Annotated in this window: 19 protein-coding genes and 1 tRNA gene; 5 read left to right on the top strand and 15 right to left on the bottom strand. The window is 57.9% G+C overall.

The window, feature by feature from the left end; translation table 11 throughout:
* Window positions 1-2: 2 nt before the first annotated feature.
* The gene (locus tag ACR0J5_RS05880; RefSeq protein WP_480651302.1) at window positions 3-1,544 is read right to left on the bottom strand and encodes a helicase HerA-like domain-containing protein; all 1,542 of its coding nucleotides are present in this window, start codon (window positions 1,542-1,544) and stop codon (window positions 3-5) included.
* A 424-nt stretch (window positions 1,545-1,968) separates the two neighbouring features.
* On the opposite strand from ACR0J5_RS05880, the gene ACR0J5_RS05885 reads away from it, so the two are divergent.
* A complete protein-coding gene (locus tag ACR0J5_RS05885) occupies window positions 1,969-2,565 on the top strand; it encodes an invasion associated locus B family protein (protein WP_480651304.1) in 597 nt (198 codons plus the stop codon).
* Window positions 2,566-2,625: 60 nt separating this feature from the next.
* On the opposite strand, the gene ACR0J5_RS05890 is transcribed toward ACR0J5_RS05885, so the two are convergent.
* From ACR0J5_RS05890 to ACR0J5_RS05905, 4 genes are read right to left on the bottom strand one after another with little or no spacing between them, the layout of a single operon-like run.
* Entirely contained in the window at window positions 2,626-3,834 is a 1,209-nt protein-coding gene (locus ACR0J5_RS05890; protein ID WP_480651306.1) for a beta-ketoacyl-[acyl-carrier-protein] synthase family protein, read from the bottom strand.
* Window positions 3,835-3,843: 9 nt separating this feature from the next.
* Window positions 3,844-4,101: an acyl carrier protein gene (locus tag ACR0J5_RS05895; protein ID WP_170324939.1), complete on the bottom strand. Its 258-nt coding sequence runs from the start codon at window positions 4,099-4,101 to the stop codon at window positions 3,844-3,846.
* 32 nt (window positions 4,102-4,133) lie between these two features.
* On the bottom strand, window positions 4,134-5,225 hold the full coding sequence (gene lpxD / locus ACR0J5_RS05900) for a UDP-3-O-(3-hydroxymyristoyl)glucosamine N-acyltransferase (RefSeq protein WP_480651308.1): 1,092 nt from the start codon (window positions 5,223-5,225) through the stop codon (window positions 4,134-4,136).
* Window positions 5,226-5,260: 35 nt separating this feature from the next.
* Window positions 5,261-6,865: a L,D-transpeptidase family protein gene (locus ACR0J5_RS05905; protein WP_480651310.1), complete on the bottom strand. Its 1,605-nt coding sequence runs from the start codon at window positions 6,863-6,865 to the stop codon at window positions 5,261-5,263.
* 353 nt (window positions 6,866-7,218) lie between these two features.
* Here ACR0J5_RS05905 and mepK point away from each other — a divergent pair, with 353 nt between their 5' ends.
* The gene (gene mepK / locus ACR0J5_RS05910) at window positions 7,219-7,788 is read left to right on the top strand and encodes a peptidoglycan L,D-endopeptidase MepK (protein WP_480651312.1); all 570 of its coding nucleotides are present in this window, start codon (window positions 7,219-7,221) and stop codon (window positions 7,786-7,788) included.
* Window positions 7,789-7,891: 103 nt separating this feature from the next.
* On the opposite strand, the gene ACR0J5_RS05915 is transcribed toward mepK, so the two are convergent.
* The 10 genes from ACR0J5_RS05915 to iscR all read right to left on the bottom strand — a co-directional run bounded on the left by ACR0J5_RS05915 (window position 7,892) and on the right by iscR (window position 15,976).
* Window positions 7,892-7,968 (bottom strand) — tRNA-Arg (locus ACR0J5_RS05915).
* Window positions 7,969-8,034: 66 nt separating this feature from the next.
* Window positions 8,035-9,255, bottom strand: a complete 1,221-nt coding sequence (locus ACR0J5_RS05920) for a cysteine desulfurase (protein ID WP_480651314.1) — start codon at window positions 9,253-9,255, stop codon at window positions 8,035-8,037.
* A gap of 14 nt (window positions 9,256-9,269) precedes the next feature.
* A complete protein-coding gene (locus ACR0J5_RS05925) occupies window positions 9,270-9,836 on the bottom strand; it encodes a YIP1 family protein (RefSeq protein ID WP_480651316.1) in 567 nt (188 codons plus the stop codon).
* Complete coding sequence (locus ACR0J5_RS05930; RefSeq protein WP_480651318.1) at window positions 9,833-10,318, bottom strand: YIP1 family protein; 486 nt, start codon at window positions 10,316-10,318, stop codon at window positions 9,833-9,835. Before ACR0J5_RS05930 ends, ACR0J5_RS05925 begins: the two co-directional genes overlap by 4 nt.
* Window positions 10,318-11,598: a SufB/SufD family protein gene (locus ACR0J5_RS05935; protein ID WP_480651320.1), complete on the bottom strand. Its 1,281-nt coding sequence runs from the start codon at window positions 11,596-11,598 to the stop codon at window positions 10,318-10,320. Before ACR0J5_RS05935 ends, ACR0J5_RS05930 begins: the two co-directional genes overlap by 1 nt.
* Window positions 11,598-12,353, bottom strand: coding sequence for a Fe-S cluster assembly ATPase SufC (gene sufC, locus ACR0J5_RS05940; protein ID WP_480651322.1), 756 nt, complete (start codon window positions 12,351-12,353; stop codon window positions 11,598-11,600). The genes ACR0J5_RS05935 and sufC overlap by 1 nt, the downstream gene beginning before the upstream one ends.
* A gap of 97 nt (window positions 12,354-12,450) precedes the next feature.
* Window positions 12,451-12,879 carry a hypothetical protein gene (locus ACR0J5_RS05945; RefSeq protein WP_480651324.1) on the bottom strand — a complete coding sequence of 143 codons (429 nt, stop codon included), beginning with the start codon at window positions 12,877-12,879 and terminating at the stop codon, window positions 12,451-12,453.
* Between the two features lie 3 nt (window positions 12,880-12,882).
* A complete protein-coding gene (gene sufB / locus ACR0J5_RS05950; protein ID WP_480651453.1) occupies window positions 12,883-14,403 on the bottom strand; it encodes a Fe-S cluster assembly protein SufB in 1,521 nt (506 codons plus the stop codon).
* Window positions 14,404-14,422: 19 nt separating this feature from the next.
* Window positions 14,423-15,466 (bottom strand): cysteine desulfurase family protein, encoded by a 1,044-nt coding sequence (locus ACR0J5_RS05955; protein ID WP_480651325.1) that lies wholly within the window; start codon window positions 15,464-15,466, stop codon window positions 14,423-14,425.
* Window positions 15,467-15,517: 51 nt separating this feature from the next.
* Window positions 15,518-15,976 (bottom strand): Fe-S cluster assembly transcriptional regulator IscR, encoded by a 459-nt coding sequence (gene iscR, locus ACR0J5_RS05960; protein ID WP_480651327.1) that lies wholly within the window; start codon window positions 15,974-15,976, stop codon window positions 15,518-15,520.
* A gap of 177 nt (window positions 15,977-16,153) precedes the next feature.
* Here iscR and ACR0J5_RS05965 point away from each other — a divergent pair, with 177 nt between their 5' ends.
* The 3 genes from ACR0J5_RS05965 to ACR0J5_RS05975 are packed head-to-tail and all read left to right on the top strand — an operon-like array spanning window position 16,154 to window position 18,203.
* Window positions 16,154-16,807 (top strand): alpha/beta hydrolase, encoded by a 654-nt coding sequence (locus ACR0J5_RS05965; RefSeq protein WP_480651329.1) that lies wholly within the window; start codon window positions 16,154-16,156, stop codon window positions 16,805-16,807.
* Window positions 16,807-17,052, top strand: a complete 246-nt coding sequence (locus tag ACR0J5_RS05970) for a hypothetical protein (RefSeq protein ID WP_480651331.1) — start codon at window positions 16,807-16,809, stop codon at window positions 17,050-17,052. Before ACR0J5_RS05965 ends, ACR0J5_RS05970 begins: the two co-directional genes overlap by 1 nt.
* Window positions 17,049-18,203 carry an HD domain-containing protein gene (locus tag ACR0J5_RS05975; protein WP_480651333.1) on the top strand — a complete coding sequence of 385 codons (1,155 nt, stop codon included), beginning with the start codon at window positions 17,049-17,051 and terminating at the stop codon, window positions 18,201-18,203. The genes ACR0J5_RS05970 and ACR0J5_RS05975 overlap by 4 nt, the downstream gene beginning before the upstream one ends.
* Window positions 18,204-18,286: the final 83 nt, after the last annotated feature.

Consider the following 18,286-nt stretch of genomic DNA (forward strand, 5'->3'; position numbering starts at 1 on the left):
ATCTATCTGGCGCGGAACAATCCGCCCAGAATTCCGCGAACGATGCGGCGCCCGGTTGTGCCTTTCAGCTCTTTGATAACCGCGTCGGTCATGGCGGTGGCAAATGTGTCTTTCTGCCGAGTCACGCGCGAAGAGGACCGCCCGACCCGACTGCCGGAATAGCGGCGCGCCGTTGCGAATTCTCGTTCTGCAACGGTTTGTGTTTCCTCCTGCTCTTCGGCCTCGGCGGCGGCTTGCGCGGCCTGATCTGACCGGGCCTGCAGGATTTCAAAGGCGGATTTTCGATCTTTCAAGGTCCCGTATTTGGCCTGCATTGGCGAGGCTGCCAAAATGGCCGTACGTTCGGCTGGCTCAATCGGTCCAAGCTGGCTGCCGGGCGGTCGGATCAACGTTCTTTCTACAACCCCCGGAACGCCCTTTTTCTGCAACATCGAGGTCACCGCCTCACCCACGCCGACCTCACGGATGGCGGCCTCGGTATCGAAAGCCGGGTTTTCGCGATAGGTCTCGGCGGCAAGGCGCAGATTCTTTCGGTCCCGAGCCGTAAAGGCGCGCAATGCGTGCTGCACACGGTTGCCAAGCTGACCCAGAATATCCTCGGGAATATCCGCCGGGTTTTGCGAGATGAAATAGACCCCCACACCTTTGGAACGGATCAGCCGCGCGACTTGTTCAACCTTGTCGACCAGGACTTTGGGCGCGTCTTCGAACAGCAGATGCGCCTCGTCAAAGAAAAACACCAGTTTGGGTTTGTCGGGGTCGCCGACCTCGGGCAGTTCCTCGAACAGCTCGCTCAGCAACCACAGCAGGAACGTGGCATATAGCCTGGGCGACCCCATCAGCTTGTCCGAGGCGAGGATATTCACCATCCCCTGCCCATTTTCATCCGTGCGCATCAAATCCGCCAGTTCCAGTGCGGGTTCGCCAAACAGATTGGTGCCGCCCTGGTTTTCCAGCACCAGCAAGCGCCGCTGGATCGCCCCGATTGATGCGGTCGAGACATTGCCATAGCGCAAAGACAGCTGCGCGCGGTTCTCACCAATCCACACCAGCAACGCCTGCAAATCCTTGAGGTCCAGCAGCGGCATGCCTTCCTCATCTGCCACGCGGAATGCGATATTCAGAATACCTTCCTGCGCCTCGCTCAGATCCATGAGGCGCGACAACAACAGCGGGCCCATCTCGGTCACGGTCGTGCGGACCGGGTGTCCTTGCTGTCCGAACAAATCCCAAAAGGTCACAGGGCATGCGGCATAGGCGTAGTCCTGAAACCCGATGCGGGTCGCACGATCCTGAAACGCCTGATGCAGCTTATGTGTCTCACTGCCCGCTTTGGCCAAACCAGACAGATCGCCTTTGACGTCGGATAAAAAGACCGGCACCCCCGCTTGCGAGAACCCCTCGGCCAATATCTGCAGCGTGACCGTCTTGCCGGTCCCCGTCGCACCGGCGATCAGCCCATGCCGGTTGGCATATTTCAGTGTCAGGGATTGAGGCTGGCTGTAGTCGTTACCCCCGCCACCGAGAAAGATGTTTTTGTTCATATCTGCAAGGCCTTAATTCTACCGATCTGCACCCAGCATACAAAGTTAACCTTTGACTGCGATAGTCTATTTGCCGCCCTCGTGGCCATTGGTTCGGGGCGGCAGACTTCCTCCCTGTCGACTGGCCGCGCCCTTGGGCGCGGTCTTTTTTAAGGAAATGCTGTAACAACCATTAAATTTCAGGTTAGCAGTTGACCGATGGCCCCGCCTTTCGTAACGTCTGCGCATAACTAAGTCGGCCAGTCCGACGGGGAGAAAATTTTTGAAGGGAGCCGCTCCACCGGCTCTCTTCTTTTTTGGGTAAGCCCAGCGAAAACGGCAAAAAAACGTTCACAACAATCCGATTGCGCAGGTTAAGACCTGACACTGTAGCCGAAGGATGGTATGAGCCAGAAAAAAGCTCAATCACTCTGCCGAGGCATTCATGATCAAGAAACTTATCCCCTTCACTGTGGCCGCCGCTGCGCTGTGCGGTGGTGCTGTACACGCGCAGGAAGCGCAGCCCGAAAACCAGATACCTCAGACTCAAATCGGGACCGAACTTGACCTGGGTGAAACCGGGCCGCGGGTTGGAGAGCAGTACCTCAAGGAAGAATCCGGCGATTGGGCAATCATGTGCATCAATACCGGCACCGACACCGAGCCCTGCGCAATGCGTCAGACTTTGAATGGTCAGCAAGGTCAGCCAGTTGCGGAAATCACGATTGAAAAACTGTCTGAAACATCACCAGCCGTAGCGGGCGCAACCATAGTTGTGCCGCTTGAAGTTCTCTTGCAAGCTCAGATAGCGCTGTCAGTCGACGGAGCGCCCAGCAAACGGTACAACTACCACTACTGCAATCCGGTTGGCTGTGTGGCACAAGTCGGTTTTACACAGCAGGACATCGACGCCATGAAAAACGGCAGTAAGGGAACCTTGTCGCTGGTTTCCCTTATTGCGCCGACGCAAGCACTGCAGTTGGAAGTATCCTTTGCGGGTTTCACTGCTGGTTTCGATCAGTTGACTGTTATTCCCAACTAGTATTTCAACGAAGAAACGCCGCCCCGCTGAGGGCGGCGTTTGTGGATCGCTGACAATTCTTTAAACGCTTTTCAGCGCCAACACCGCGTTCAACCCGCCAAACGCAAAGGCGTTACTGAGAACAACGTCAACCTTTGCCTCTCGGGCGACATTCGGCACCACATCCAACGCGCATTCGGGGTCGGGCTCTTCATAGCCAATGGTAGGAGCAATCACCCCATCCCGCAGTGCCATGATACAGGCCAACAGCTCAACCGCCCCGGTGCCGCCGATCAGGTGACCATGCATGGACTTTGTGGATGAGATCATCAGATCATCCGCATGCGGACCGAACACATCCGCAACAGCCGCGCATTCGGTTTTGTCATTGGCTGCCGTCCCGGTGCCGTGGGCGTTGATATAGCCCACCTGATCCGCATTCAGCCGCGCATCGGCCAAAGCTCCGGCCATGGCCCGTGCAGCCCCTTGTTTGCTGGGCATAACGATGTCCGACGCATCCGAGGACATGGCAAACCCCACGACCTCACACAGAATCTCGGCCCCGCGCGCCCGGGCGTGATCGTATTCCTCGAACACAAAAACACCCGCACCTTCGCCCTGAACCATGCCGTTCCGGTTCGCGCTGAACGGGCGGCAGGCGTCCTTGGACATCACGCGCAACCCTTCCCAGGCTTTCACGCCGCCAAAGCACAGCATCGATTCCGACCCACCGGTGACCATCGCCGGAGCCGCCCCGCTGCGCACCATCTGGAACGCCTGCGCCATTGCGTGGTTGGATGACGCGCATGCGGTGGAAACGGTAAAGCTGGGGCCTTTGAGGTTGTGTTCCATCGACACATGGCTGGCCGCTGCGTTGTTCATCAGCTTTGGCACAACAAAGGGATGCACCCGGTTCTTGCCGTCTTCATAGACCGACCGGTAATTGTCGTCCCAGGTCGACACACCGCCACCGGCCGTGCCCAGTACGACACCTGACCGGGCGGCAAGCTCACCGTTGAACTTGATACCGGACTGATCAATCGCCTCTTTCGCGGCGGTCAACGTGAATTGAGTGAACCGGTCGTAAAGGCTCATCTGTTGGCGGTTAAAACGGCCCTCGGCCTCAAACCCGCGCACCTGACCGCCGATTTTGATGGACAGGCGATCCACATCCCGAAACTCAAGCGGGGAAATCCCACAGCGCCCTTCGCGCATGGCCTCCAGCGTATCGGGAACGGAATGGCCCAGCGAGTTGATCGTCCCGGCGCCGGTAATGACTACGCGTTTCATCGGAGGGGATCAGACCTTTTCCGACACAAGCTTTTCGATACCGGCAATGATGGCCGCGACATTCGAGATATCGAAATCGCTGGCCTCGGGCTCGTTGGCGTTGAAGGGGACGGAAATGTCGAACTCTTCCTCGATGGCAAAGATGCTTTCGACCAGACCCAGACTGTCGATGCCCAGATCCTCAAGCGTGCTTTCGGGTGTGACATCCGAAGGCTCCAGCACGGCCTGCTCAGCAATGATTGCGATGACGCGGTCGGTGATGCTCATGTCGGTCCTCTGATTAACCCGTTGCGGATGATTTAATCGCTCGGGGGCTGTTTGAAAACCGCCTTTTTCAACGCCTCTACGTCACGCGCCATACGCGGCAGGCGACGCTGGGCTTTGTAGATTTCGGTATGGGTTGCCATCTTGATGCCCGGATAGCCCATGATCACACGGCCTGCGGGCACATTGGACAGAATCTTGGTGCCGCCGCCGGATATCACGCCGTCCCCAATAAAGATATTGTCGACTACGCCGGTCTGGCCGCCCAGAACCACGTTATTGCCGATCTCGACCGAGCCCGAAACACCGGTTTGCCCGCACAAAAGACAATCCTGCCCTACCCGCGTGTTGTGGCCGACATGAACCAGGTTATCCAGCTTGGATCCGCTGCCGATCTTGGTGTTGCGGATCGTGCCATTGTCGACGGTGCAGTTCGAGCCGACTTCAACATCATCCCCAATCTCAACCGCGCCCAATGAATGGATACGCAGCCAGCTTTGCGCCCGCGCATCGCCCTGATCTCCAAGGGTTTTCCGAGCATTCTCGGCCCCCGACACCTCGGGTGTGACATAGCTAAAGCCGTCGCCGCCGATCCGCGCACCGGGTTGCGCGATAAAGCGGTCGCCGATTTGCGCGCGCGCGCCGATGCTGACCATTTCGCGCAAAACCACATTGTCGCCCAGAACGGCATCCATGCCGATCACACAATGCGCGCCGATCACTGCGTTCTTACCGATCCGAACCCGCGCGCCGATCACCGCCAAAGGCGCTATCGAGGCCCCCTCACCAATCTCAGCCGTCGGGTCGATCACCGCCGAAGGGTGAATGCCCGGCTCAACCCCCTGCCCGCGATCCAGCATTGCGGTCACACCCGCCATTGCCATACGGGGGCGGGGCACGAAAATCGCAGCCTCCAGCCCCAATGTCTGCCAATCCGCACCTTCCCAAAGGATCGCCGCACGGGCTGAACCCTGGCTCAGCGCCTCGGCAAATTTGGGAGACATGGCCATCGCCAGATCTGACGTCGTCGCATCGCCGGGCTCAGCCGCACGGTTAATGATCAGGCTGGTGTCGCCCTCACTGGCCGCCCCAAGGGCGTCGGCGATTTGCTGGATGGTATACTGCATGTCGGGCTTCCCGGTTTAAGGACCTGCCCTGCTGATTACCCCTGAACGTCCGGCAGGACCACCCCTGCTTTCTGCAGAGCCGCCCAGATTTTTTCATCCCGCTCATAGACATCGCGACGGTACTGAACCTTGCCTTTGGGGCCGATGTAAGCGGTGCGGTAATCCAGATGGACCGGAACGTGCTGTTCCAGATGCACGGTCGTCTCTTTGCCCGAGTTCAGAATGCGGTGGAAAAACGCCTTTGGGTCCTCTTCCTGCTTGGCCAGCAGGGCATAGGCGAACTCAAAAGGTTGCGCCAGGCGGATACAGCCGTGCGAAAAGGCACGAACCTCACGCGCGAACAAGGATTTCTGAGGCGTATCATGCAGATAGATGTTGTATTGGTTCGGGAACATGAACTTCACCAGACCCAGCGCATTGCTTTTGCTGGGCGGCTGACGCATCGCAAACGGGAAGTTCCGCGCGGTGAACTGTGTGAAATCCACAGCGCCCCTGTCGACCTGACGCCCGCTGCGGTCGGTGATTTGGATATGCCCCACGGCGTTTGGATTTGACTGCAATTGCGGCAGGTATTCCTTGGTGATGATCGAGCGCGGCACGTACCAGCTGGGATTAATGACCAGATGCTCCATCTCGTCCGAGAATTCGGGACTGCGGCGGTCATGGACGTTTTTACCGATCACGGCGCGGGTTTCGAAAGTGACCAATCCGTCATCCACGATCTTGGCCGAGAAATCCGCCTGGTTGACCAGAATATGCCGTTCCCCCCGTTCGCGCGGCAACCAGCGTTCCCGTTCCAGGGCAACATAGACGGATTTCAGCCGCTCGGACGCGCTGCGGTTCAGTTCAGTGAGCGTGCCCTGCCCGGCCACCCCATCCGTTGCGAGGCCATGGTCGTTTTGAAAGGCCTGCACAGCCACCAGCAACGCATCGTCGAAATCGGGGTTTGCCGTCGGGCGCAGATACCCCATCGCCACCAGACGATTGCGCAGTTTTATGACATTGAGCCCCGTGTCGCCATGTTCCAGCTTGGCCACCGGAACCGTCGCGCCCCATCCACCTTGTTTTATCAGGGACTCGAGCACGAGTTTCTGTTTCATCAATGCGCGATACTGGGTGGACTGCGGCGCAAGATCATCAAAATAGCTGTCGCCTTCGGCCGAAGCCAACGCCTTGAGGTGATCTTTGCCCGATGCCCGCTCAACCTCGCGTACAAGGCCGTCGTCGATCTCACCTGGGCGCAGCGCGCCCGATTGCAGGTTTTTGGCATATTCCACAAAAGCGCGGGTCAGCTGGATTTCAACGGCCCCCATATCCCGTGTCGTGCGCGCATTCTGCATCTGCTCCAAAAGCGCCTGAACGCTGTGGGACCCGCGCGGCAGCCCGTGCATATCCGTTGATGACAGAGCTTGAATCAGTCGTGCGCGCCTTGCCTTGTGATCTGCTGTTTCCCCCACCCAAAGCGGGGCGAATCCGTTTTCGCGATAAAACGCAGCAATCCCACTGCCTGCCGGAGCAAATTCGGCCACAGCCATCTGATAGGCGGTTTGCGACTGGGTCTGCGCACCCACAATCGAGGCCGACGCCAGAAAACATGCCGTTAAAAGAAAACCAGTACGTGTACGAAAACCTGACAACATGGGATGACCTTGATAATTCTCATTTTTTTCACGCTGGGAACGCGCTTTCTAACAATATGTTTGCGCCACAGGCGGGTTGTCTATTCACAAATGCATCACTTCACTGCATCTTTCCCCGCGTGATGCCACTTTGCATCGCCCGGCATCCTCGCAGGGCCAACTGCCTTTAAATCTTACAGAAAAACATCACCTGCGCAAAAAATTGCCGAAAATTCCCCCTTGAAAAGGTGAATATGAAAGACTTCTTGGCTGGTTTTCGCGTCTGTGCCATAAATTCGCCATCTGGGATGGGAAAAATTAAGAACGCGCGCGTAACATCGTGTGCAGGCAGGAACAGTACGGGACGAAACAAAATGACGAAGAGCAGTACTTCGGGCTTGACCCGGCGTGCCCTATTGGGTGCATTCGCAGCAACAGCAGTCATAGCCGCACCAACATATTCCAACGCAGCAGGGTTCCTTCGCGGTGGTGGCGATATTCGTCGCATTCGCATGTATTCCGGTCGCACCGGTGAGCGTATCGATATGATATATTGGGTCGATGGCAAGTACATCAAGGACGCTGTCAAAGAAGTGAACCACTTCATGCGCGACTGGCGTACCGATCAAGTCAAGGACATGGATCTGCGCACCATCGACATCATGGCAGCCTCGCACAACATGCTGGACGTCAACGAACCCTACATGCTGCTGTCCGGCTATCGTTCGCCGCAAACCAACGCCATGTTGCGATCCCGCTCGCGCCGGGTTGCCAAGAACTCGCTTCATATGAAGGGCCAAGCCGCTGATCTGCGTTTGTCGTCACGCTCGGTCTCGCAAATGGCTCGGGCGGCCATGTCCTGCCGCGCCGGTGGCGTTGGCAAATACTCCCGTTCCAATTTCGTCCATATGGATTGCGGTGAGGTCCGCAGCTGGGGCGGCTAATCCGCCACCATAGCATTTCAAAAACAGGCGCCTTTGGGTGTCTTTTTTTGATTCTGAATATTGGGCGCAATACCCATCAAGGTCGAACGGCGAATTGGAAGAATGGCGCACCTGAGAGGATTCGAACCTCTGGCCTCTGCCTTCGGAGGGCAGCGCTCTATCCAGCTGAGCTACAGGTGCCTTGGCCGTTAGCTAACCTTGTTCCGATCCGGGTGCAACTGCAAATCCACCCAGATCAGACAGGATTCACGCAAACAAATCATGCGCCAGTTCCAGCGCATCGATCAGCGTGTCGACCTCATCCGTCGTGTTATACAGGCCAAAACTGGCGCGACAGGTTGCCGTTACCCCAAGATGGTCCATCAGCGGACCAGCACAGTGGTGTCCTGCCCGCACCGCAACGCCTTTTTTGTCCAAAATGGTCGACACGTCATGGGCGTGCCCTGCCCCGTCAAGCGTGAAGCTGAAGATTGCTGCCTTGTCAGGGCGTGTGCCCTGTACCTGCAACCAGTTCAGACCGGTCAGGCGTTGCATGGCATAGTCGCGAATACCGGCCTCATGCGCGGCGATGCTCTCCATCCCAAGATCCATCATGTAATCCAGCGCGACACCCAGACCGATGGTTTGTACGATACCGGGGGTTCCAGCCTCAAACTTCATGGGCGGGTCGTTATAGATCACCTGATCTTTGCTGACCTCTTTGATCATGTCGCCGCCGCCGATAAAGGGGCGCATCTCGGCCATACGCTCAGACTTGATATAGATCGCGCCCGAACCCGACGGACCATAAAGCTTGTGCCCGGTGATGGCGTAGAAATCGCAGCCAATATCCTGCACGTTCACGGGCATATGCACCGCGCCCTGGCTGCCATCCACCACCACCGGAACGCCCTTGGCATGGGCCCCTTCGGTGATCGCTTTGACATCGACCACGGTGCCCAGAACGTTAGAGCATTGGGTCACAGCCACCAGTTTGGTTTTCGGGCCGATTGCGTCGATCACCGCCTGCGGGTCCAGCCCGCCCTCGGCATCCGTGTCGACCCATTTCAGAACCACGCCCTGCCGTTCGCGCAGAAAATGCCAGGGCACGATGTTGGCGTGATGCTCCATGACCGACAGAACGATCTCATCCCCTGCCTGCAGGCGCGGCATCGCCCAGCCATAGGCCACAAGGTTGATGCCCTCGGTCGTGCCCGAGTTCAGGACGATCTCATCCTCATCCGCCGCGCCCAGAAAGCGCGCAATGGTGCCCCGCACGGATTCGTATTTCTCGGTCGCCAGATTGGACAGATAATGCAACCCGCGATGGACGTTCGAATACTCCTCGGCATAGGCGCGGGTCACCGCATCGATCACAACCTGCGGTTTTTGCGCCGAGGCGCCATTGTCCAGATAGGTCAGCGGCTTGCCGTTCACCTCGCGCGACAGGATCGGAAAATCGGCGCGGATTTTTTCTACGTCATACATGGTCTTTTTCGTTCCTATACCGGGCCGCTGGGCGCAAATGCGAGGACAAAGGGCACCGCAACCAGAGCGGACAGTAAGATGACCCCGAAGGATTTCCAGAGCGAGCCGAATTTATGTGCTTCATTCAGGAAATGAAGCGAGACGTAAAGGCTCAAAACCGCAATGGCGAGCGTAATCATCAGGATCAGAAAAGGCATTACCAGCAACGAGATCAATGTCAGAACCAGCCCGACAATCTGCAGATATTGCACCCAGATCGTCAGGAGGAAGATGTCATCGAAACTGGCAACCCCGCCCAAAAGTCGCCCTATGATCAGAAAAGTGGCCACAGTCAGCATCATCGCACCTGCCGATCGGGCAAGGATCAGCACCACCGGATCGCTCTGCGGGGCCGTTTGGCCGTCGACCACCGGCAAAAACTGCCCGATAGCCAGTTGCAACAGGCAGCTTAGGACAACGGCAAGGAAAAACCCCAGCCAGAGAACCTCGCGCTGGGGGTTAATCGTCAGAAGGTACCGGGCGGTCTGGGCCGGGTTCGATACCGTCTGAACGGCAAGGTTAGCAAGCGATATCTGGGTCATTTCACCTGCCTTTGCGCATGCACCAGCCCGGCCAGCCAGAACCACAGGAACACCACAAACCACAGCGCGCCCACTGCCGTCAGCACCGGGCCCGAGCCGATGAAACCCGCGACCAGACCATGTAACAATAGCAATGGGGTCGAGGACAACAATGCCCAGAACAAGGCCAGACGTGCACCATAGGACGTGCCATGGCCACCAAACAACCGCGCCACCCCAAAGGATACAAACGACAGGACGTAAAAGAGCAACGGCAGCAGAAAAACCGTCCCAAACAGCGCGGCCCCCATCAGGGCGTTCAGCTCCAGCCCCTCAAGGTGCGCACGGCGGGCAAGGCCGGGCAGTTGCGCGATGAATGCCACCACGCAGAACCCCATGACAAAGATCAGCGCCCGGTCTTCCCGTTCACCCAATTCCAGAAGCCGACGCACCACGCGCCCCGGCCCCCGGTACGTGGCCACGATATCTGTAGTGACAGGCATTAGCTGTGACGCGCCAACCAGCCTTCCAGACGGGTCACGATCTCTTCGGCCAATGCGCTGTCTTCGATCTCGTCCACCGCCTCGGCCAGAAAGGCCAGTGTCAGCAGGTTGGTGGCCTCCTTCACAGGTACACCACGTGACCGCAGATAGAACAAAGCCGTTTCATCGATCGCCCCGGATGTCGACCCGTGCGAACACGCAACGTCATCGGCATAGATCTCAAGCTCCGGCTTGGCGAGGAACTGGCTGTCGTCATCCAACAGCAGAGACTGGCTGATCTGATACCCGTCCGTCTTCTGCGCGCCCTCTTTCACAAGGATTTTGCCCTGAAACACACCGGTCGCGCCATTGCGCAGCACCTTTTTGAACACCTGACGGCTTTCGCAATTCACCGCGTCATGGGTGATGAACACCGTATCGTCGTGGTGGAAGTCGCCGTCACCCACGCAGGCCCCGGCCACATGGGCCACCGCATCGTCACCGGTCAGTTCCACGATCTGTTCGTTGCGGGTCAGAACGCCATTCGCGGTCAGGGTAAAGGACTTATAGGTCGATTCCTTACCAAGGCGCGTGAACATATGCGTCACCGCGCGACGCTCATGATCGCGGCCTTGCGCACGGATGTGATGCAACGCGCCGGTGTCGGCGATGTCGATCTCCATGCACTTGTTGAAACGCGACGCCGCCGGGCCGGCCTCAAGCACGGTCAGCTCGGCTTCGGGTTCAACGCGGATTATGTGGTGCAGCATGGCATCCGAATTCTCGGACGCATGGCGATAGACCAGACAGATGGGTTTCGACGGCTTGCCCGTCACGTGGATGGCCACACCGTCCTTGGCAAAAGCCGTGTTCAACGCTGCCAGAGGGCGCTGCACAGGCACCTGCCCGCGCGCCTCAAGCGTACCGTAGAGCTGCTTGGCCCAGTGGATATCCTTGCCGCAGATATCCTCGATCCGGTCAATCTTGACGCCTTCGAGGCTCAGATCATCCGAATCCTCGGGGCTGTAAACACCGTCGACGAACACGATCTTGAGGCTGTCGATGGCTGAAAACACCAGCGACTCGCCATCGTCAAACACCGCAGCCTGCGGCGCGTCCGCCGATACCAGCGTGTCGGGGCGGGTGTATTTCCAGTATTCGTCGCGACGGCTGGGCAGGCCCATTTCCTGAACACGCGCAAGCGCGTCTTCGCGCGCGGCGCGCGTGCAGCCGCCTTCGGGCAGCACCAGGGTCGCCAGACGCTCGTCTGTGACCGATTGTTTTGCTTGCGGTAAAGCCATCAGTTCACCTCGGCCAGAATGTCGGAATAGCCGTTATGCTCAACTTCCAGCGCCAGTTCCGGGCCGCCGGACTTGACGATACGGCCGTCGGCCATGATGTGCACGACATCAGGTTTGATGTGGTCCAGCAGGCGCTGATAGTGGGTGATCACCAGGAACCCGCGGCCTTCGTCGCGCAGGGCATTCACGCCCTCGGACACCAGCTTCATCGCATCCACATCAAGGCCCGAGTCGGTCTCGTCCAGAATGCACATCTTGGGTTCCAGCATCGCCATCTGCAGGATTTCGTTGCGCTTTTTCTCACCGCCCGAAAAGCCCACATTGACCGGGCGTTTCAGCATATCCGCATCGATTTTCAGCGACTTGGCCTTGGCGCGGACCTCTTTCAGGAAGTCAGCCGCCGACAGTTCCTCTTCGCCGCGCGCTTTGCGCTGTGCGTTCACCGCAGTCCGCAGGAAAGTCATGTTGCCAACGCCCGGAATTTCGACCGGGTACTGGAACGCAAGGAACACACCCGCGGCGGCGCGTTCCTCCGGCTCCATCTCCAACAGGTCTTCACCATCCAGAGTGGCCGAGCCTTCGGTGACCTCATAGCCATCGCGCCCCGACAGCACATAGCTGAGCGTCGACTTGCCCGAGCCGTTGGGGCCCATGATCGCGTGTACCTTACCGGCCTCGACCGTCAGGTCGACACCTTTGAGGATCTGCTTGTCTTCTTCTTCAAGCTGCACGTGCAGGTTCTTGATTTCCAGCATGTTTCTTCCTTTTCTCCCGACCGGGCGATGCGCGCTCCGGCCATTATCCCGATGTTTCAGGCCAGGCGGCGAACACGGCCCCGGACCCTCGATTCAATCAGCCCCCTGCAGCCGCCAGGCGCAGCGCCAGCGATGCGACGCCAACACCTATGAAAAAAGCTGCAATGGGTGCATTTCTTGCCCGACCCTTTTTGAAGGTCAGCAGCGCTTTTGCGCCCCAAATTATAAAGGCCATAAAGATCAACCCGGACAGACCTGCCGTCAGCAGAACCGACTGAATGAAGTCTGGAACTTCTGCAGCATCGACCTTCATCTTTTCATAGTTGGCATTCGTGAACACCAGTATCAGGCTGACAGCAAAGCCAAGCAGACCGCAAAAAAACGTGGCAAGAATCCGCAGAACGGGACGCCGCTTGGGGCCTGCCGTTTGCTGAATGGTCGAGCCGCCAATGCCCGCCAACAGAACAGCAGAGCCTTCGTTGGACTGAATACGTTCAATCCTGCTTTTGAAGTCCGAATTGCTCATGAATCAGCCAACCGACCCTTCCAGCGAGATGGCGACCAGTTGCTGCGCTTCCATGGCAAACTCCATCGGCAGCGCTTGCAGAACGTCCTTGCAGAACCCGTTGACGACCAACGCCACGGCCTCTTCTTCGTCCATGCCACGCTGGCGGCAATAGAACAGCTGATCGTCATCCACCTTGGATGTCGTCGCCTCATGCTCCACACGGGACGAGTTGTTCTTGACCTCGATATACGGAACGGTATGCGCGCCGCATTTGTCGCCGATCAACAGACTGTCACACTGGGTATAGTTGCGGCTGTCCTTGGCTTTCGGGTGCATCGACACCAGCCCACGATAGGTGTTCTGTGCCTTGCCCGCGCTGATGCCCTTGGACACGATCCGCGACTTGGTGTTTTTGCCCAGATGGATCATCTTGGTGCCGGTATCGGCCTGCTGGTAATTGTTGGTGATCGCGATCGAATAGAACTCACCCTGACTGTCATCGCCGCGCAGGATGCAGGACGGGTATTTCCACGTCACGGCCGAGCCGGTTTCAACCTGCGTCCACATCACCTTGGACCGGTCGCCCCGGCAATCGGCGCGCTTGGTCACAAAGTTATAGATGCCACCCTTGCCGTTCTCATCCCCGGGGAACCAGTTCTGAACGGTCGAGTATTTCACCTCGGCGTCTTCTTCGACAATGATCTCGACCACCGCGGCATGCAGCTGTGCCGTGTCACGCTGGGGCGCAGTGCAGCCCTCAAGGTAGGACACGTATGAGCCCTTGTCGGCAATGATCAGCGTCCGTTCGAACTGACCGGTGTTTTCAGCATTGATGCGGAAATAGGTGCTCAGCTCCATCGGGCAGCGCACGCCCGGCGGGATGTAAACGAACGAGCCATCCGAGAACACGGCTGAGTTAAGCGTGGCATAATAGTTGTCGGACACCGGAACCACGGTGCCAAGGTATTTCTTGACCAGCTCGGGATGTTCCTTGATCGCCTCAGAGATCGAGCAGAAGATCACGCCAGCCTTCTTCAGTTCGGCCTGGAACGTCGTGCCCACCGATACCGAGTCGAACACGGCGTCCACAGCTACCTTGCGGCCCTCGGCGGGGATGTCTTCTGCCCCTTCGACACCTGCCAGAATCATCTGCTCTTTCAGAGGGATACCCAGCTTTTCGTAAGTGGCGAGCAGCTTGGGATCGACCTCATCCAGTGACTTGGGCTTTTCTTCCATCGATTTGGGACGGGCATAGTAATACTGGTCCTGAAAATCGATCTCGGGATAGTCGACCATGGCCCAGTTCGGTTCTTCGATCTGCTTCCAGCGTTCGAACGCGGCCAGTCGCCATTCGGTCATCCATTCGGGTTCGTCATTCTTACCCGAGATCAGACGGACAATATCTTCGTTCAGCCCCTTGGGGGCATATTCCATCTCAATCTCGGTTTCCCAACCGTATTTATAGGTGCTTACATCGCGCACCGCATCCACGGTTTCCTGATCGACGCCTTCTTTTACTTGGGTCTGGTCCAAAGCGGCCATTTCCTTACTCTCCGTCAGATCACGCGGCACGCGCGCGATGTTTCTTTTCTTTTTCAAGCCACGCCTCGGCGAAACGCAGCACATCTTCTTCTACAGTTTCGGGCCCCAGCGACACGCGGATCGCACTGGCCGCGGTCACCTCGTCATATCCCATCGCGGTCAGCACTGCGCTGGCGCGCACCTTACCGCTGGAACAGGCGGACCCTGCGCTGATGGCAAACCCAGCAAGGTCCATCTGCATGACCTGCGTTTCGCCCTTCCAGCCCGGGGTTGCAAAACACAGGGTGTTCGGCAAACGGTTCTGATCTTTCCCGACAAAAATAGTAGCTTTAGAACTGGCCTCAAGGGCCTTTTCTAGAATATTTCTAAATTCTTTGACCTGATCCCAAACGCCATTGGCCAGATCCCGTGCCGCCGCTTCAGCAGCGGCCCCGAAGCCCGCGATTCCAATGACATTTTCTGTCCCGGACCGGCGGCCCATCTCTTGCCCGCCACCCTTTATCTGCGCCGGCAAATCTGTGCCGCGTTTCATGACAACCGCACCAACACCCTTGGGACCGCCCAGTTTATGGGCCGAAATCAGCGCCATCTGGCATCCCATCCAGTTGAACGCGACCGGCAATTTGCCAAAAGCCTGCGTCGCATCTGTCACCGCCAGCCCATCCGGCAATGTCTGCACGATGCCGGTTTCCGAATTTGCCAGTTGCAGGGCCGAATGCGCCGGATCAGTCACCAGAACCTGACCGTCCTTTGAAACCGCCAAATCCTCAGCAACCCAAGACCTTACGGCATCATGCTCGACAGCTGCGCCACGCAGGTCACGCCCAGCCAGCGCAAGTGCCGCCCCTTCGGTCGATCCCGAGGTAAAAACGATATCCGCACCATCTGCACCAAAGGCGGCGGCAATCTGGGCTCGCGCGCGTTCAACCAAAGCTTTGGCCGCGCGCCCCTCGGCATGGACCGAGGACGGGTTGCCGCACACATCCATCGCAGCAATCATGGCCGCACGGGCCTCGGGGCGCAGCGGCGTTGTCGCGTTATGGTCCAGGTAAATACGAGTCACAGACTCACCTTTTTCATGGCCGCAAGGCCGGGTACAGGGCGTGGCATCACGTTATTCATCCACCACAGCAAACAGACTGGGCACAGCAGGACACGGCGCAAGATCGTTCTTGATCACGTCAGACAGCCGCGTCTGATGCAAGAACACATAGACATGCGCGCTCAGGCTTTCCCACAAACGGTTGGTCAGCGACTGCGCCCGGCTACCCGAAGACGCACCCGAAGCACCCGCGCCTTTTTGCAGTGCGTCCACCGTCTCATCCACGGCTGATAGCACCTCAACCACGCGGATTTCCGAGGCCGGACGATTCAGGCGATACCCACCGCCGGGGCCGCGCACCGATGACACCAGATCGGCCCGGCGCAGTTTGACAAACAGCTGCTCGAGATACGGCAGCGAGATGTCCTGACGCTCAGAGATTTCGCTGAGTGTAACCAGAGTGTTTTCGGGCTGAATCGCAATATCGGCCAACGCAACCATTGCATAGCGACCTTTGGTCGACAGCTTCATTCTTTTCCCCTTCTGGCTGGCACCGCGCGAAAACATTGACGCCGCCGCCACCAGTGCGTATCTCCGACGGACAGCGACTTGCGCAACGCAATATAATTAGAACCGTTCTAAGGTGCCCGAGCATAACCGTCAAGTATCTCGGGAGACCAGGAAGAAAAAGACAGGACCAAAGCACACATGCCCGAGGTGATTTTTCCCGGACCCGAAGGCCGCCTGGAAGGCCGTTACCACCCGCAAAAGGAAAAAGACGCACCGATCGCCATCGTGCTGCACCCGCATCCTCAGTTCGGCGGGACCATGAACAACAAGGTGGTCTATAATCTGCACTACGCGTTCTACAACATGGGCTTCACCGTGTTGCGCTTTAACTTTCGCGGCGTTGGCCGCAGCCAGGGCGAATATGACCAGGGCGTGGGTGAGCTGAGCGATGCGGCATCCGCACTGGATTACCTGCAATCGATGAACAACAACTCGAAACACTGCTGGGTTGCCGGGTTCTCGTTCGGGGCATGGATCGGGATGCAACTGCTGATGCGTCGGCCCGAGATCACCGGGTTCATCAGCGTATCGCCGCCCGCGAACATGTACGACTTTTCCTTCCTAGCACCCTGCCCGTCCTCGGGTCTGATCATCAACGGATCGGCCGACCGTGTCGCGCCGCCCTCAGATACCACGGCGCTGGTGAACAAGCTGCACGAGCAAAAAGGCATCACCATCACCCATAACGAGGTGGAAGACGCCGACCATTTCTTCCAGGATCGTCACATGGACACGCTGATTACCGATGTCAGCGACTATGTGAAACGCCGACTGACTGAGACCACACGCTGATGTCTGATACCATCATTATCCTGGCCTCCAAACTGGCCGAGGACACGATGAAAGTGATGGACGAAACCGGTGACGACCGCTTTTTTGTTGAGGTGGGCGAACTTCTGGGGGCGTCCTCGCAGACCTTGGAAGAGGCGTTCCTGACCGAAATCCGCGTGCGGCTGGCCGAACGCAAGGCCCGACAATTCGTGATCAAGCGGTTGTCGGACCATAGATCGAAAACCAAAGCGATTGAGTTGAAATGACCGAAAGACTGTCCGCGCAAATCGAATTCCTGAAACGCGCGGACGGCCTGAAATCGGTTGATCGCGCCAATTTCCTGTTGGATCAATCCCGTCCAGAAAATGCGGCGGAACACAGCTGGCAACTGGCCCTATGGGCGCTGGTGATGCAGCCTCTGGCCGATAAAACAGTCGACATCGACCGCGTGATCCGGATGCTGTTGCTGCATGATCTGGTTGAGATCATCGTCGGCGACCACCCTATCCATCTGCACACCGATTGGAGCGCGGTCGAACAGCAAGAACAAGTCGCGGCAGCCGAGCTGTTTGGCCTGTTGCCCCCGGATCAGTCGCAAGACTGTCTGAGCCTGTGGCAAGAGTTTGAGGCCGACCAAACCCCGGATGCGAAATTCGCCAAACAGCTGGACCGCTGCCAGCCGATGTTTCAGGTTCTGTGCGCATCCGACCCGCTGCCCGAACACCGTGCTATCGTGCAGGACAACCTGAATGGCGGGCGGGCAGCCTATCTGAAAACAGATTTCTCGCAGGCCCACGCGGCAGCGGAAAGCCTGTTGTTGGGCGACAAGCCTCAGGAAACACCGTTTTCATCGCGACTGGCCTTTCTGGCTGAGACAGACAAGTTGAAATCCGTCTACCGGGCCTCGCGCCTGCTGAATGGTGCGCGATTTGAGAACTCAGCCGAGCATTCGTGGCATATCATGCTCTATGCTTGGATATTGAGCGATCACGCGTCCACCGATGTTTCAATTGACCGCGTGCTGAGAATGCTGTTGCTGCATGATATTGTCGAGATCGATGCCGGAGACCACCCGATCCACGGTCATGTCGATCACGCCGCACAAGAGGCCGAGGAACAGGCCGCCGCAGATCGCCTGTTTGGCTTACTGCCTGAACAGCAACAATCCGAGTTCATGGCCTTGTGGCAGGAATTCGAAGCGGCCAACAGCGCGGATGCCCGGTTTGCGAAGGCGATTGACCGCTTTCAGGCCCCAATTGGCAATCTGGCAACCGGAGGCGGATCGTGGACCGATTATAACGTCACCTATGCCCAGATCGAACAGCGTGTCGGAACTCCGGTCAAACGCGGTGCGCCTGGCCTGTGGGCATGGCTAACACCGCAATTGCAAGAATTCTTTGCCACACCCGTCAGCTGAAAAAGAAAAAGAGGCCAAATGGCCTCTTTTTCCCCGAGCTTCGACAGACGCGAAAACCTTCGAAACTATCTAACCAATCAACA

The sequence above is a fragment of the Ruegeria sp. BE1 genome, from assembly GCF_056538885.1.